The sequence below is a fragment of the Pseudomonas sp. FSL R10-0399 genome, assembly GCF_009600165.1.
Lineage (GTDB): Bacteria > Pseudomonadota > Gammaproteobacteria > Pseudomonadales > Pseudomonadaceae > Aquipseudomonas > Aquipseudomonas helleri.
Map to the genome: position 1 here is coordinate 1 of NZ_WIWK01000057.1, position 13,276 is coordinate 13,276.

General features: G+C 57.7%; 13 protein-coding genes. 8 read left to right on the forward strand and 5 right to left on the reverse strand.

Annotated elements, in window-relative coordinates; translation table 11 throughout:
• Positions 1–100: 100 nt before the first annotated feature.
• Positions 101–514, reverse strand: coding sequence for a large-conductance mechanosensitive channel protein MscL (gene mscL, locus GHO41_RS16550; RefSeq protein WP_048367438.1), 414 nt, complete (start codon positions 512–514; stop codon positions 101–103).
• Positions 515–782: 268 nt separating this feature from the next.
• Between mscL and katB the strand changes: the two genes are divergently transcribed.
• The 7 genes from katB (at position 783) to yjiA (ending at position 9,198) form a co-directional block, all read left to right on the forward strand.
• A complete protein-coding gene (gene katB / locus GHO41_RS16555) occupies positions 783–2,324 on the forward strand; it encodes a catalase KatB (RefSeq protein WP_153434159.1) in 1,542 nt (513 codons plus the stop codon).
• A 114-nt stretch (positions 2,325–2,438) separates the two neighbouring features.
• Positions 2,439–2,969, forward strand: a complete 531-nt coding sequence (locus tag GHO41_RS16560) for an ankyrin repeat domain-containing protein (protein WP_153390650.1) — start codon at positions 2,439–2,441, stop codon at positions 2,967–2,969.
• A 45-nt stretch (positions 2,970–3,014) separates the two neighbouring features.
• Positions 3,015–4,382 carry a DNA repair protein RadA gene (gene radA / locus GHO41_RS16565; protein ID WP_048367434.1) on the forward strand — a complete coding sequence of 456 codons (1,368 nt, stop codon included), beginning with the start codon at positions 3,015–3,017 and terminating at the stop codon, positions 4,380–4,382.
• 130 nt (positions 4,383–4,512) lie between these two features.
• Positions 4,513–5,709, forward strand: a complete 1,197-nt coding sequence (locus GHO41_RS16570) for a Fic family protein (protein ID WP_256677194.1) — start codon at positions 4,513–4,515, stop codon at positions 5,707–5,709.
• A gap of 122 nt (positions 5,710–5,831) precedes the next feature.
• Positions 5,832–7,901, forward strand: coding sequence for a carbon starvation CstA family protein (locus GHO41_RS16575; protein WP_048389492.1), 2,070 nt, complete (start codon positions 5,832–5,834; stop codon positions 7,899–7,901).
• Between the two features lie 12 nt (positions 7,902–7,913).
• On the forward strand, positions 7,914–8,111 hold the full coding sequence (locus GHO41_RS16580) for a YbdD/YjiX family protein (RefSeq protein ID WP_048367431.1): 198 nt from the start codon (positions 7,914–7,916) through the stop codon (positions 8,109–8,111).
• 118 nt (positions 8,112–8,229) lie between these two features.
• Positions 8,230–9,198, forward strand: a complete 969-nt coding sequence (gene yjiA, locus GHO41_RS16585) for a GTPase (RefSeq protein WP_153390649.1) — start codon at positions 8,230–8,232, stop codon at positions 9,196–9,198.
• 14 nt (positions 9,199–9,212) lie between these two features.
• Here the strand turns inward: yjiA and GHO41_RS16590 are convergent, their stop codons facing one another.
• The 3 genes from GHO41_RS16590 to GHO41_RS16600 are packed head-to-tail and all read right to left on the reverse strand — an operon-like array spanning position 9,213 to position 11,955.
• On the reverse strand, positions 9,213–9,875 hold the full coding sequence (locus tag GHO41_RS16590; protein WP_153375638.1) for a GntR family transcriptional regulator: 663 nt from the start codon (positions 9,873–9,875) through the stop codon (positions 9,213–9,215).
• Between the two features lie 24 nt (positions 9,876–9,899).
• A complete protein-coding gene (locus GHO41_RS16595; protein ID WP_048367805.1) occupies positions 9,900–10,604 on the reverse strand; it encodes a FadR/GntR family transcriptional regulator in 705 nt (234 codons plus the stop codon).
• A 37-nt stretch (positions 10,605–10,641) separates the two neighbouring features.
• A complete protein-coding gene (locus GHO41_RS16600; protein ID WP_048367427.1) occupies positions 10,642–11,955 on the reverse strand; it encodes a C4-dicarboxylate transporter DctA in 1,314 nt (437 codons plus the stop codon).
• A gap of 640 nt (positions 11,956–12,595) precedes the next feature.
• Between GHO41_RS16600 and GHO41_RS16605 the strand changes: the two genes are divergently transcribed.
• Entirely contained in the window at positions 12,596–12,865 is a 270-nt protein-coding gene (locus GHO41_RS16605) for a hypothetical protein (RefSeq protein ID WP_048389494.1), read from the forward strand.
• Positions 12,866–12,874: 9 nt separating this feature from the next.
• On the opposite strand, the gene GHO41_RS16610 is transcribed toward GHO41_RS16605, so the two are convergent.
• Positions 12,875–13,165 carry an addiction module antidote protein gene (locus GHO41_RS16610; protein ID WP_048367424.1) on the reverse strand — a complete coding sequence of 97 codons (291 nt, stop codon included), beginning with the start codon at positions 13,163–13,165 and terminating at the stop codon, positions 12,875–12,877.
• Between the last annotated feature and the right edge of the window lie 111 nt (positions 13,166–13,276).

A 13,276-nucleotide genomic window follows, 5' to 3' on the forward strand; every position in this document is an offset into this window, starting at 1 on the left:
TGCTTCATTGAAAAGCTCGGCGATTGGTGTCCGGAGATTTTGCCAAATCAGAAAGTCTTTTTCAGGATTTCCCTAAGCGCCGTTGTTTAAGCCCGGGCCTCTATGGCCGGTTCTTTTGTTCTTTGAGCAGGTCGCGGATCTCACCCAGCAGTTCTTCTTCTTTAGAAGGCAGTGGCGGGGTGCTTGGGGCGACTTCTTCTTGACGGCGCAGGCGGTTGATCGCCTTAACACCCAAAAAGATGGCAAACGCCACAATCACAAAGTCGATGACGGTCTGAATGAATTTGCCATAAGCCAATACCACCGCTGGGGCGTCACCGGCCGCCGCTTTGAGCGTAATGGCCAGGTCCGAGAAGTCCACGCCGCCAATCAACAGCCCCAAAGGCGGCATGACCACATCGCCGACGAAGGATGAAACGATTTTGCCGAACGCAGCGCCGATGATGATGCCCACGGCCATATCGACCACGTTCCCTTTGACCGCGAAGGCCTTGAACTCACTTAAGACGCTCATTGGTTATTCCTTGTTACAGATGAGGTTGGTAGATGCAGTGTAAATCAGCCTTGCGCATCTCGCCTGCCAGGCCACTTGCAATCTCATGGGTTGACCCGCAAGCGGCGTATAAGTTTAAACGTTTCAGCGCCTAACGCCTTTAGCGTCTTCAAGCCAGCCTTTTTTCTTAATGGGGCGGTTCAGACCTTTCAATTTAGAGAACCCCACCCGCGCCTCTAACCTTTGCGCAACGTAGTGACTACGTAGCTAATAACCAGAGGACACGTGCATGACCACCCCTTTCGGCCTTGGGCCCCGTACCCAACGACGCCTGCTTAGTGCGTTGAGCATCAGCCTGCTATCGGTTTCCGTTCACGCCGCTACCTTGACCCGCGATAACGGCGCGGCGGTCGGTGATAACCAAAACTCACAAACGGCCGGCGCCAATGGCCCCGTGTTGCTGCAAGACGTACAACTGCTGCAAAAGCTGCAGCGCTTTGACCGCGAGCGTATCCCCGAACGTGTGGTGCATGCCCGCGGCACCGGCGCCCACGGCAGCTTCACCGTGACCAACGACCTCAGTGACCTGACCAAAGCCCGGGTGTTTGCGGCCGGCGAAACCACGCCTGTGTTTGTGCGCTTCTCGGCGGTGGTTCATGGCAACCACTCCCCGGAAACCCTGCGTGACCCGCGTGGCTTTGCCACCAAGTTCTATACCGCAGACGGCAACTGGGACCTGGTGGGCAACAACTTCCCGACGTTCTTTATTCGTGATGCGATCAAGTTCCCGGACATGGTGCACGCGTTTAAGCCCGACCCGCGCACTAACCTTGACGATGACTCGCGGCGCTTTGATTTCTTCTCCCATGTGCCTGAAGCCACGCGTACCCTGACCGAGCTGTACTCCGACTCGGGCACCCCGGCCAGCTACCGCGAAATGGACGGCAATGGTGTGCACGCCTACAAACTGGTGAATGCCAAGGGCGAAGTGCACTACGTGAAGTTCCACTGGAAGAGCCTGCAAGGCATTCGCAACCTCGACCCTAAAGAAGTCACTCAGGTGCAGGGCCGTGACTACAGCCACATGACCCACGACCTGGTGACGCACATCAACCAGGGCGACTTCCCCAAGTGGGATTTGTACGTGCAAGTGCTCAATCCTGAAGACTTGAAGTCGTTCGACTTTGACCCGCTGGACGCGACCAAAATCTGGCCGAACGTGCCAGAGCGCAAAGTCGGCCAGATGGTGCTGAACCGTAACCCGGCCAACGTCTTCCAGGAGACCGAGCAAGTGGCCATGGCGCCGGCCAACCTGGTGCCAGGCATCGAACCGTCTGAAGACCGCTTGCTGCAAGGTCGGGTGTTCTCCTACGCCGACACGCAGATGTACCGTTTGGGCGCCAACGCCCTGCAATTGCCGATCAACGCCCCGCGGGTGACGGTCAACAACGGCAATCAGGACGGCGCCATGAACACCGGTCACAGCACCTCGGGCGTGAACTACCAGCCAAGCCGACTGGAGCCGCGTGAAGAGCCGCAAACCGCGCGTTACAGCGAAATGCCGCTGTCGGGCACGACCCAGCAGGCGAAGATTCAGCGTGAGCAGAACTTCAAACAGGCCGGCGATCTTTACCGTTCATACAGCAAGAAAGAGCGTCAGGACCTGATTGAAAACTTCGGCGGCTCGTTGGCCACCACTGATGACGTCAGCAAGCACATCATCCTGTCGTTCCTTTATAAGGCAGACCCGGAGTACGGCACCGGCGTGACCAAAGTGGCCAAAGGCGACCTGGCACGGGTCAAGGCACTGGCGGCCAAGCTGGTGGATTAACCTTCGTCGGTCGTTGTAGGAGCGAGCTCGCCTCGCGATCTTGAAAACGATCAAAAGATCGCGAGACAAGCTCGCTCCTACATGGATCTGTGACCTCTGACAGGTAGCGTACACATGCGAATTTTTGCTTTAGCTACGATGCTGCTGTTGAGTGGGTGGGCACTTGCCGACCAGCCCGACACCCAGACCCAACTCAAGGGCTACTTCTTCGACGCCGCCCGGCGCGGCGACGTGGTCATGCTCGACACCTTCATCGACTCGCACTTTGACCTCGATGCCCAGGACAGCAAAGGCTACACCGCCTTGATTCTTGCGGCCTATAACGGCCATGACGAGGCGGTCGAGCACTTGCTCAAGGCGGGCGCCAATGCCTGCGCGCAAGACCTGCGCGGCAACACCGCGCTGATGGGCGCCATTTTCAAAGGCGAATTCAAAATCGCCCGGCGGCTGATGAACACCGACTGCAACCCCGATCAGCGCAACGGTGCGGGACAGACCGCGGCCATGTTTGCCGGGTTGTTCAAGCGCGTCGAACTGCTCAACGATTTATCGCAAAAAGGCGCCGACCTGAATGCCACGGATGCCCAGGGCAATACCGCCGCTCAGCTGATCAAGGGTGAAATCCGCATGCCCGAGTCGCACTGATCGCAGCCTTGTGGGCTATCATCGCGGTTTTTGTGCGGAGTTCAGATGGCCAAGCCTAAGCGCATTTACGGCTGTACCGAGTGCGGTGCAACTTTCCCCAAGTGGGCCGGGCAGTGCGCAGAATGCGGCGTCTGGAACACCCTGGTAGAAACCGTTGTTGAAAGCGGCGCTGCTGCGCCCCCCAGTGGCCGTACCGGCTGGACCGGGCAACAGGCGCAAATCAAAACCCTGGCCGAAGTCAGCATCGAAGAAATCCCGCGCTTTTCGACCGCCTCCGGCGAGCTCGACCGGGTGCTCGGTGGCGGTCTGGTCGACGGCTCTGTGGTGCTGATCGGCGGTGATCCCGGCATCGGCAAGTCAACTATCCTCCTGCAAACCTTGTGTCAGATGGCAACGCGCATGCCCGCGCTGTACGTCACCGGCGAAGAGTCGCAGCAGCAAGTGGCCATGCGCGCCCGGCGTCTGGGCTTGCCGCAGGACCAGCTCAAGGTTATGACCGAAACCTGCATCGAAAACATCATCGCCACGGCCAAGCTCGAAAAGCCCAAGGTCATGGTGATCGACTCGATCCAGACCATCTTCACCGAACAGCTGCAATCGGCACCGGGCGGCGTGTCGCAAGTGCGCGAAAGCGCGGCGTTGCTGGTGCGGTACGCCAAATCCAGCGGCACGGCGATCTTTCTGGTCGGCCACGTGACCAAAGAGGGCGCTCTCGCTGGCCCCCGCGTGCTGGAGCACATGGTCGATACCGTGTTGTATTTCGAGGGTGAATCCGACGGGCGGTTACGTTTGCTGCGCGCGGTGAAAAACCGTTTCGGTGCGGTCAACGAACTGGGCGTTTTCGGCATGACCGACAAAGGCCTGAAAGAAGTCTCCAACCCCTCTGCGATCTTCCTGACGCGGGCTCAAGAAGAAGTCCCGGGCAGCGTGGTAATGGCCACGTGGGAAGGGACACGGCCGATGCTGGTCGAAGTACAAGCGCTGGTGGACGACAGCCACATGTCCAACCCGCGCCGCGTGACCTTGGGCCTCGATCAAAACCGGCTGGCCATGTTGCTGGCGGTGCTGCACCGCCATGGCGGTATCCCGACCCACGACCAGGACGTGTTCCTCAACGTGGTGGGCGGGGTCAAAGTGCTGGAAACCGCGTCAGACCTGGCCTTGATGGCCGCCGTCATGTCCAGTTTGCGCAACCGTCCGCTGCCCCACGACTTGCTGGTGTTTGGCGAAGTCGGCCTGTCAGGTGAAGTACGCCCGGTGCCGAGCGGCCAAGAGCGTTTGAAAGAAGCCGCCAAACACGGCTTTAAACGCGCCATCGTGCCCAAAGGCAACGCCCCCAAAGAATCCCCGCCGGGGCTCACTATCATTGCGGTGACCCGTCTGGAACAAGCGCTGGATGCGTTGTTTGAATAGCGTTTCAATTGTGTAAAAAAATCTGCAATAGGCGCGTTGTGGTTTGTCTGTTAACGTCGGTTTTAGCCCGTATTTATAGGCTGTAGTCTATAAATAATATGTGCAAAAAAATCTGCAAAAGAGACCGGCCATGACCGACCTGTACACCTCCATTAGCTGGCTTGAGCCGTTGCTGTTCGAACCTGTCCCCGTGGATATGGTTGAGATGGCAGATCAAATGCTGACCCTCAAAGGACGGCTCGAAGGGCTTTACCCGGCAGAGACCCGTGAGCGTATTGGCCGGCTCTTGCAACTGACCAACAGCTTTTATTCAAACCTGATTGAAGGGCAGTACACCGAGCCCAAGGTGATCGAGCAAAAAGCGCAGATCAAACGCACAGCCAAGCAGTTAACTGAAATAGCGACGTCGCACGTTCACGTTCAACGCGCATTTGAACGCATCATTGATCGGGATGGAGGGGCTGACTGGGCAGATCTTTTTGCCGTGAATTTTGTCTCCCTCATTCATCGCGGCCTGTTCCGTGATGCCAGTGAGCAAGAACTGCAGATTGATGGGTTAAAGGCGCCGATGGTGCCCGGACAACTCCGAGACATGGCCGGGCTCAATGTGTCCGTCGGTCAGCATGAGGCGCCGGCTTATCAGGCGGTGCGCCCGATGCTTGAGCGCATGCAGGTTGTGTATGGGCGGTTGGCCGATCCCCGCTATCGGTTGATTGCCACATTGGCTTATCACCACCGCCTGGCGTGGGTGCATCCCTTCCCCGATGGCAATGGTCGGGTGGTGCGCATGGTCACGCATTTACAGCTCTTGAAGTTGGGGCTGGCCTCACCCTTGTGGTCGCTGTCCCGTGGGCTGGCCCGCGAACACGAAGCGTATTACCAGCACTTGGCCCAGGCGGATCAGCATCGCCAGGGCGATCTGGACGGGCGAGGGCAATTGTCTTTAAAAGCCTTACAGGCTTTCGTGCGTTTTATGCTGCGCACCTGTATCGACCAGATGAGTTACATGCTGGAGGCGCTGGACCGTGATGCATTACGCGCGCGACTTGAACGGGCGGTCGCTTTCGATGAGCGATTTATGGCCGCAGAGATCAAGCCGGAAATTGCCCGCGCCTTGCATATCCTGATCACTCAGGGGGCTGTAGCGCGTAATGACTTTAAAGTGTTCATGGGGCTGGGTGAGCGAACCGCGATCAATCAATTAAAGAAGCTTGTGCAGTTAGGCGTGGTAGACAGTCCGTCGCCAAAATCACGGCTGATCTATCCCGGTTTTCCAGTGTGGTTCGCGCAACTGGTTTTCCCTGATCTGCATCGACGCTTTATTTAAGCGCACGCCCAGCATAAATCTGCAAAAGAAGGCTCTAGACCAAGGTAAGGGGGTGGTCTTTAGAGTCAGGAGCGCTACACTCCGAGAGCGGTACTTCTTGTCCAACTGGCCGGAATATAAAAATGAATAATAAAAATAGCCTGCTACGCCACATCCCGTGGCTGGTGCTGGCAATTGTAGGAGCCTGCGCCCTTGGCGTGGTGGCATTACGCCGGGGAGAGGCGATCAACGCGCTGTGGATTGTAGTTGCAGCGGTGGCTATCTACCTGGTCGCGTACCGTTATTACAGTCTGTTCATTGCCACTCGCGTGATGCAGCTGGATCCCAACCGGGCAACGCCTGCGGTGCTCAATAACGATGGTCTGGACTACGTGCCGACCAACAAACACATCCTTTTCGGACACCACTTTGCCGCCATCGCCGGCGCTGGCCCTCTGGTCGGCCCCGTACTGGCTGCGCAAATGGGCTACCTGCCCGGCACACTGTGGCTGATTGCCGGTGTGGTACTGGCGGGCGCGGTTCAAGACTTCATGGTCTTGTTCATGTCCACACGTCGCAACGGTCGCTCTTTGGGTGACATGGTGCGCGAAGAAATGGGCAAGGTGCCTGGCACCATCGCGCTGTTTGGCTGCTTCCTGATCATGATCATCATCCTCGCGGTGCTGGCGCTGATCGTGGTTAAAGCCTTGGCCGAAAGCCCATGGGGCATGTTCACGGTGATGGCAACCATCCCGATTGCGATGTTTATGGGCGTGTACATGCGCTACATACGCCCGGGGCGCATCGGTGAAATCTCGATTATCGGTGTGCTGCTGTTGCTCGGTTCGATCTGGCTGGGCGGGCAAATTGGTGCGAGTCCGGAGTGGGCTCCGGTGTTCACCTTCACCGGTGTGCAAATCACCTGGATGCTGATCGGTTATGGCTTTGTGGCTGCGGTATTGCCGGTGTGGCTGGTACTGGCACCGCGTGACTACCTGTCGACCTTCCTCAAAATCGGCACCATCATCGCGCTGGCTATCGGCATTCTGATCACCATGCCCGAGCTGAAAATGCCGGCCGTGACTCAGTTCATCGACGGCAATGGCCCGGTCTGGAAAGGCGGTCTGTTCCCGTTCCTGTTCATCACCATTGCCTGCGGCGCGGTGTCGGGTTTCCACGCACTGATCTCCTCGGGTACTACCCCTAAACTGCTGGATAACGAAGCCAACGCCCGTTACATCGGCTACGGCGGCATGCTGATGGAGTCCTTCGTGGCCATCATGGCAATGGTTGCCGCTTCGGTGATCGAGCCGGGTGTGTACTTCGCCATGAACAGCCCGCCTGCCATTGTAGGCGGTGACGTGGTGACCGTGGCGCAAACCGTGACCAGCTGGGGCTTTGCCATTACCCCGGATGCGTTGACTGCACTGGCCAAAGACATCGGTGAAACCACCGTACTGGCCCGAGCGGGTGGCGCTCCGACACTGGCGGTGGGTATCGCGCAGATCCTGCACCACGTGTTGCCGGGCGAAAACACCATGGCGTTCTGGTACCACTTCGCCATTCTGTTTGAAGCCTTGTTTATTTTGACCGCTGTCGACGCCGGTACCCGTGCCGGTCGCTTCATGCTGCAAGACCTGTTGGGCAGCTTCGTGCCAGCGCTCAAGCGCACCGAATCCTGGCCGGCCAACCTCATTGCGACCGCAGGCTGCGTGGCGATGTGGGGGTACTTGCTGTACCAAGGCGTGATCGACCCGCTGGGCGGCATCAACACCTTGTGGCCGCTGTTCGGTATCTCTAACCAGATGCTGGCGGGTATCGCGCTGATGCTGGCGACGGTTGTGCTGATCAAAATGAAGCGTCAACGCTACATCTGGGTCACCATGCTGCCAGCGGTCTGGCTGCTGATCTGCACCACCACCGCAGGCTTCATCAAGCTGTTCGACGCTAACCCGGCGGTCGGCTTCCTGTCGCTGGCGAAAAAATACAGCACAGCGCTGGACGCAGGCCAAGTGATTGCTCCGGCGAAAAACATCGACCAGATGCAGCACGTCATCATCAACGCGTACACCAACGCGGGCCTGACCGTCCTGTTCCTGTTCGTGGTGTTCAGCATCCTGTTCTACGCGCTCAAAGTCGGCGTCGCCGCTTGGGGCAACAAAGAGCGGACTGACAAAGAAACGCCCTTCAAGGCGATGCCCGATGCACGATAGAGGAATGCAGCCATGTTCAATGACCTGAGTCGCCTCGGTAAATACCTCGGTCAGGCCGCGCGCCTGATGGTCGGCATGCCCGACTACGACAACTACGTCGAGCATATGCAAACCAATCACCCGGACAAGCCGGTGATGAGCTACGAGGCGTTCTTCCGCGAGCGCCAGGAAGCCCGTTACGGCGGCAAGAGCGGGCCCAAGTGCTGTTAAATAGCTAGACCTCTGTAGGGGCGAGCGTGTCTCGCGATCTTTTGAACCTTGAAAAGATCGCGAGGCGAGCTCGCTCCTACAGTTGTTTTTGCGCTCCCTCTTTCAAGGAGACCTGAGCATGTCATCTCCCATCCCCGTCACCATCCTTAGCGGGTTTCTGGGTGCCGGTAAAACCACGTTGTTGCGTTACCTGCTTAAAGCCGAACACGGGCTGAAAATTGCCGTGATCGAAAACGAATTCAGCGATGCCGGTATCGACACCCAATTGTTGGGCGACGAGCCGGTGCAAGTCATGACCCTGGCCAATGGCTGCGTGTGTTGCACCATCCACACCGACCTGACCAAAGCCCTGTACCTGCTGCTCGAGCGGCTGGACAGCGGCGAAATTGCCTTTGATCGTTTAGTGATCGAATGCACCGGCCTGGCCGACCCGGCCCCGGTGGCGCAAACCTTCTTTATTGATGAAGAACTGCGTGAGCGCTACTTGCTCGACGGCATCATTACCTTGGTCGATGCCGCCCATGCCGACGTGCACCTGAGCCAAACCATCGCCCAGGCACAGATCGGCTTTGCCGACCGTTTGCTGGTGAGCAAGCGTGACCTGGTTGACGACGCCACGTTTGATGCGCTGTGCGAGCGCCTGACGCGGATCAACCGGCGTGCCTCGATTCGCGTGGTTGAGCACGGCAAAATCGACCTGGCAGAACTGCTCGATGTGCGCGGGTTTAACTTGAATGCCGACCTGGGCGGCGGCTTGAGCTTGCGCCCGGTGCAGCCGGCAGCTTCGATTGACCGTATTTCCAGCCTGGTACTGCGTACCGACAAACCGCTGGATATCGACAGCCTCAGCACGTTTATGAACGACCTGCTCGAAAGCCACGGCAAACAACTGCTGCGCTACAAAGGCGTGCTGAACATCGCAGGCGAAGACCGCCGGTTGGTGTTCCAGGGCGTGCTCAAGCTGTACGGCTTTGACTGGGACACCGAATGGGCCGAAGGCGAGGCCCGCGAAAGCGTGATGGTGTTTATTGCCGATGACCTGCCCGAGGCCAAGATTCGCGAAGGGTTTGCGCAACTGACCCTTTAGCTCGGCCCCTGCGATCACCCTGGAACCAGCTCACCCAGATAGTGATTCAACAATGCCAACGCGGTGGCCTCATCTTTGTTTTCCACCGCGTTGGCCATTGCGACCTGCTGCTGCCAAGCCTCGGGCCCGTCTGAACGGCGCGCAATGGCCAGTGATGTCATAGGGATCAAGTTGGCCAGGAAGTGCGCCAAGGGTGCGTTCCCGGCCATGTGTCCCAAATGCAGATGAAATGCACCCGCCAAGCGTATGGCCCGGCCCCGCTGATTGTCCGCGTAGGCCTGGCGCTGGCGCTCGATCAAATGATGCAAATGATCGATGTCGGGCCTTTGTGCCCGTTGACAGGCCATGGGTATCAAGGCCGTTTCAGTCAGGCGCCGGGCATGCAGGGCTTGGCAGATCTGCTCGTCAGACGGTGAGGCGATACGTGCGCCCACTTTAGCCTGCAACGTAATGACGTGCTGATACGTCAGTAGCGAAAGGGCATGACGGATCTGCAAGCGGCTCACGCCGAACTCCCGGCCCAACCGCTCTTCATTCAACCGGCTGTCGGGGGGTAGACGTTGGTCAACAATGGCGTCCAGCACACGGGCGTACACGTCATCGGTACACGGCGCTGACTGCAAGGGGCGTGAATCGGGTAGTGACGCATTGGACGGCAACAAAGCATAAGCACTCATGGCCAGACTCCTGTCTGAAACGTGTTAACTGCCGGGGTTTTCGTCAGGTATGTTCAGTTCAATGCCCACGCGCTGACCTTCGCGCAGAATATGGCGACGCATTTCGGCGCCCGCCAACGCACTGTTTTTGGCACGAATGGCGCGCACCACGGCCTCATTTTCTTCCAGTCTTTCTGCCATGTGCTCAGGTGAGTTGCGCAGCACTTGTGCACTTTGTTTGAGGGCGTTGCTGGTTTGTTGAACAACGCTCTGGAAGATGGGATTAGACGTCAGGTTAAACAGCTCTTCATGAAAGGCGATGTACGCATTGACCCCGGCCTCGCTGTCGTTGGCTTCCAGGGCTTCGCGCATGTCCATTAGCGTTAGCCGTAACTGGCCGACCTCTTTGCTGCGAATGGACTGCGCGACCAGCCCGACGATAAACGGCTCAAGGGTGTAACGCAGTTGCAGTACATCTTCCATGCTGGCTTGCGCCACCGCGTTCTCCTGCTGGGGAGATTCGCTGGCGTTGGCTTGCAGCACCACCACGCCTTTGCTCGGCAGGGTACGGACTAGCCCCAGTGTCTCCAGCACGATGATGGCTTCCCTCAGGCTGGGGCGGCTGATGCCGAGCTTTTCAGCCAACTCCCGTTGCCCGGGCAGCATCTCTCCGCTGCGCCATTCCCCGCTGGCCAAGGCCGCCCTGAGTTTGGCTACTACCGAATTTACAACCGTTGACGAGGTGATCACTTTTCGCTCCATGAGCAACAAAAGGGGTTAGAAGATTTTAAAAATCCTGCGGGCCGACAGCGACTTCAGGTTTGAGCGGGCGAAAGGTGTAGCCCGGTTGCCCGGCGAGTACTTTGTTGGCACGTTGCACGTCGATGTCTTTTTCCCACTGGGCAATCGCGACAGTCGCCACACAGTTACCGATCAGGTTAGTCAGGGCGCGGCCAATGCCCATAAACCAGTCTACCGCCAACACCAATACCAGACCTGCCACCGGTATGGCCGGGATCGCGGTCAAGGTAGCAGCAAGAATGACTAATGCCGAACCGGGAATGCCGTGAGCCCCTTTTGAGGTGATCAACGAGACCAGCAAAATGGTCAGCAAGTCGGTCATGGCCAAGGGAGTGCCAGTGGCGTTGGCGATAAACACGATGGCCAGCGTCAGGTAAATCGAGAAACCATCCAGGTTAAAGGAGTATCCGGTTGGAATAACCAGCCCTACCGTCGAGGTGCCAATGCCCAAGTGCTCCAGCTTGCGCATGATTTGTGGCAGCACGGCATCGGACGACGCGGTGCCCAGTACAATCGTCAGCTCTTCGCGCAGGTACTTGAGCAGAGGCCAAAGACGCAGGCCAGAAGCCCGCATCACCACGCCAAGAATTACAGAAACAAACGCGGCACAGGTCAGATAAAACAAACCGACCAGGCTACCCAAGTGTTGCAGCGAATCCAGGCCATACGTGCTGGTGGTAAAGGCTATGGCGCCAAACACGCCGATGGGCGCCAAACGAACAATCATGCCCATGATGCGGAAGATGATATGGCTTAGCTCGTTAATCAGCCGCGATATCCCCGACGCCGCCTCACCGACCAGATTGAGCGCGCTGCCGAACAGGACGGAAAACAGCAGCACTTGCAGAATGTTGTTATCAGCGAAAGCGCCCACCACCGAGGTGGGGATCAGGTCCATCAAGAACTGCGCCGTGGTTTGCATATGCTCACTGCGCTGGGTGATGTCACTTGCCCCGGCGCTGGCCAATTGATCCAGATGGATATTCGCCCCTGTGCCGATCCCCGTGCTGAAGGCAAACGCCAAGCCCACAACCAGTGCAACCGTGGTCAGAATTTCAAAATAAATAACCGACTTCAGGCCGATCCTTCCGACCTTCTTCAAGTCGCCCGCGCCGCTGATGCCACTGACCACCACGCAGAACACAATCAGGCCGATCAGCATCTTGATCAGCTTGATAAAAGCGTCGCCCAAGGGTTTTAGGTGGGAAGAGTATTCGGGCAAAACAAGGCCGCAAGCGGCACCGAGGAGGAGGCCTAGAACGACTTGAAAGAAAATTGAACGCGAGCACCATCTGATCATGGGAGGAGTCCTGGTAGTGTCCTGACAGCAGGTCGCTGAGCGAATGGGCTTCAGAACTTAATTATTGTGGTCTTACCGGTATGTCCAGTTCGCGAGCAGTGTAGGAGTCGCATTTCGGGATAATCAAGTGAATTTTAATGAAATTGGCTGACCGGTCTTACCGGTTGAGTGAGGCTCAGCGAGCTAAAGCCTCTGCGGGATGTTGAATTGGGGGGATGATGTGCGTGTGCCGGGCGCCAGATTCACCACAAATCTCTGTAGGAGCGAGCTTGCCTCGCGAGCTTTTAAGATCAAAAGATCGCGAGACAAGCTCGCTCCTACAGAGGGTGTGTACGCCCACGAAATTGCGGGATGTTTCGCACAGCTTTGCCAATTGCTGAGGCAGCAGGACGGCGCCTATAGTCAGCGCTCGCCCAAATGGGTGACCGGGTTTGGCGACTTGGAAGGTGCTAAGAATTGCTATATGTGGCAGAGCGTGTATTTTTGCTCGCTGTGCTTTATGGCAGCTGTACGTGGGAGATCTTCGGATCTGCCGGGTTTTCTTAGCTTTGACCGGTTCGCCAACCCGCGTACAGCGGCCACCTGTTTTCGTTTGGCGACGAAGACAGATGGCTCAACTCTAAAGCAAAGAGATTTACTTATGACTAATTCACCGTACATCCCGCTGACTGCCATCGACTGCACCATCCCCGCCTTGCTGATCGACCGCAACGCCCCGCTTGACGTCTTGCACGCCAACGCCACCGCCCGTGTACTGGCGGTGACCCAACTGATGGAAACCTTCTCTAGCCGCGACGTCCAGGACGCCGACGCCATCGACCTCAAACAACTCGCCACCACCGCCATGATTTTGCTGCGCGACGGCTGCGACCTGCTCAATGTCTTGGGCTGGCGCTTACAGCCGACTTGACCCGGCCACTTATGGGTGTGCTGGCTGCGCGTGAAGCTCCACGCCCATTGCACGCATGACTTTCACCACGGTGTCGAAGCGAGGCTTGGCCCCAGGGGCGAAGGCCTTGTACAAGCTGGCACGACCGAGGCCTGAGTCTTTGGCGATTTGCGCCATACCTCGGGCTTTGGCCACGTAACCAACGGCACGAATCAGTTCATCGGTATCGCCGTCGGCAAGTACCTGGGAGAGGTACTCGCTGATGGCTTCATCACTATCGAGCAGCGCCGCCATGTCGAACGCAATAGGGGTGTTAGGCATCTCAGACCTCCTTAGCCATCGACGCAAAGGATTTCGTTTGCTGGATGATGTAATTCATTGTTATGAATGTCTCCGTACGGAGACAGATGGCAAGTCTACACGGCTTCGCAC

What these genes read in the sequence shown, in the direction of transcription:
- mscL (WP_048367438.1), bottom strand. Translation starts at nt 514, where the DNA reads ATGAGCGTCTTAAGTGAGTTCAAGGCCTTCGCGGTCAAAGGGAACGTG.
- katB (WP_153434159.1), top strand. Translation starts at nt 783, where the DNA reads ATGACCACCCCTTTCGGCCTTGGGCCCCGTACCCAACGACGCCTGCTT.
- GHO41_RS16560 (WP_153390650.1), top strand. Translation starts at nt 2,439, where the DNA reads ATGCGAATTTTTGCTTTAGCTACGATGCTGCTGTTGAGTGGGTGGGCA.
- radA (WP_048367434.1), top strand. Translation starts at nt 3,015, where the DNA reads ATGGCCAAGCCTAAGCGCATTTACGGCTGTACCGAGTGCGGTGCAACT.
- GHO41_RS16570 (WP_256677194.1), top strand. Translation starts at nt 4,513, where the DNA reads ATGACCGACCTGTACACCTCCATTAGCTGGCTTGAGCCGTTGCTGTTC.
- GHO41_RS16575 (WP_048389492.1), top strand. Translation starts at nt 5,832, where the DNA reads ATGAATAATAAAAATAGCCTGCTACGCCACATCCCGTGGCTGGTGCTG.
- GHO41_RS16580 (WP_048367431.1), top strand. Translation starts at nt 7,914, where the DNA reads ATGTTCAATGACCTGAGTCGCCTCGGTAAATACCTCGGTCAGGCCGCG.
- yjiA (WP_153390649.1), top strand. Translation starts at nt 8,230, where the DNA reads ATGTCATCTCCCATCCCCGTCACCATCCTTAGCGGGTTTCTGGGTGCC.
- GHO41_RS16590 (WP_153375638.1), bottom strand. Translation starts at nt 9,875, where the DNA reads ATGAGTGCTTATGCTTTGTTGCCGTCCAATGCGTCACTACCCGATTCA.
- GHO41_RS16600 (WP_048367427.1), bottom strand. Translation starts at nt 11,955, where the DNA reads ATGATCAGATGGTGCTCGCGTTCAATTTTCTTTCAAGTCGTTCTAGGC.
- GHO41_RS16605 (WP_048389494.1), top strand. Translation starts at nt 12,596, where the DNA reads ATGACTAATTCACCGTACATCCCGCTGACTGCCATCGACTGCACCATC.
- GHO41_RS16610 (WP_048367424.1), bottom strand. Translation starts at nt 13,165, where the DNA reads ATGCCTAACACCCCTATTGCGTTCGACATGGCGGCGCTGCTCGATAGT.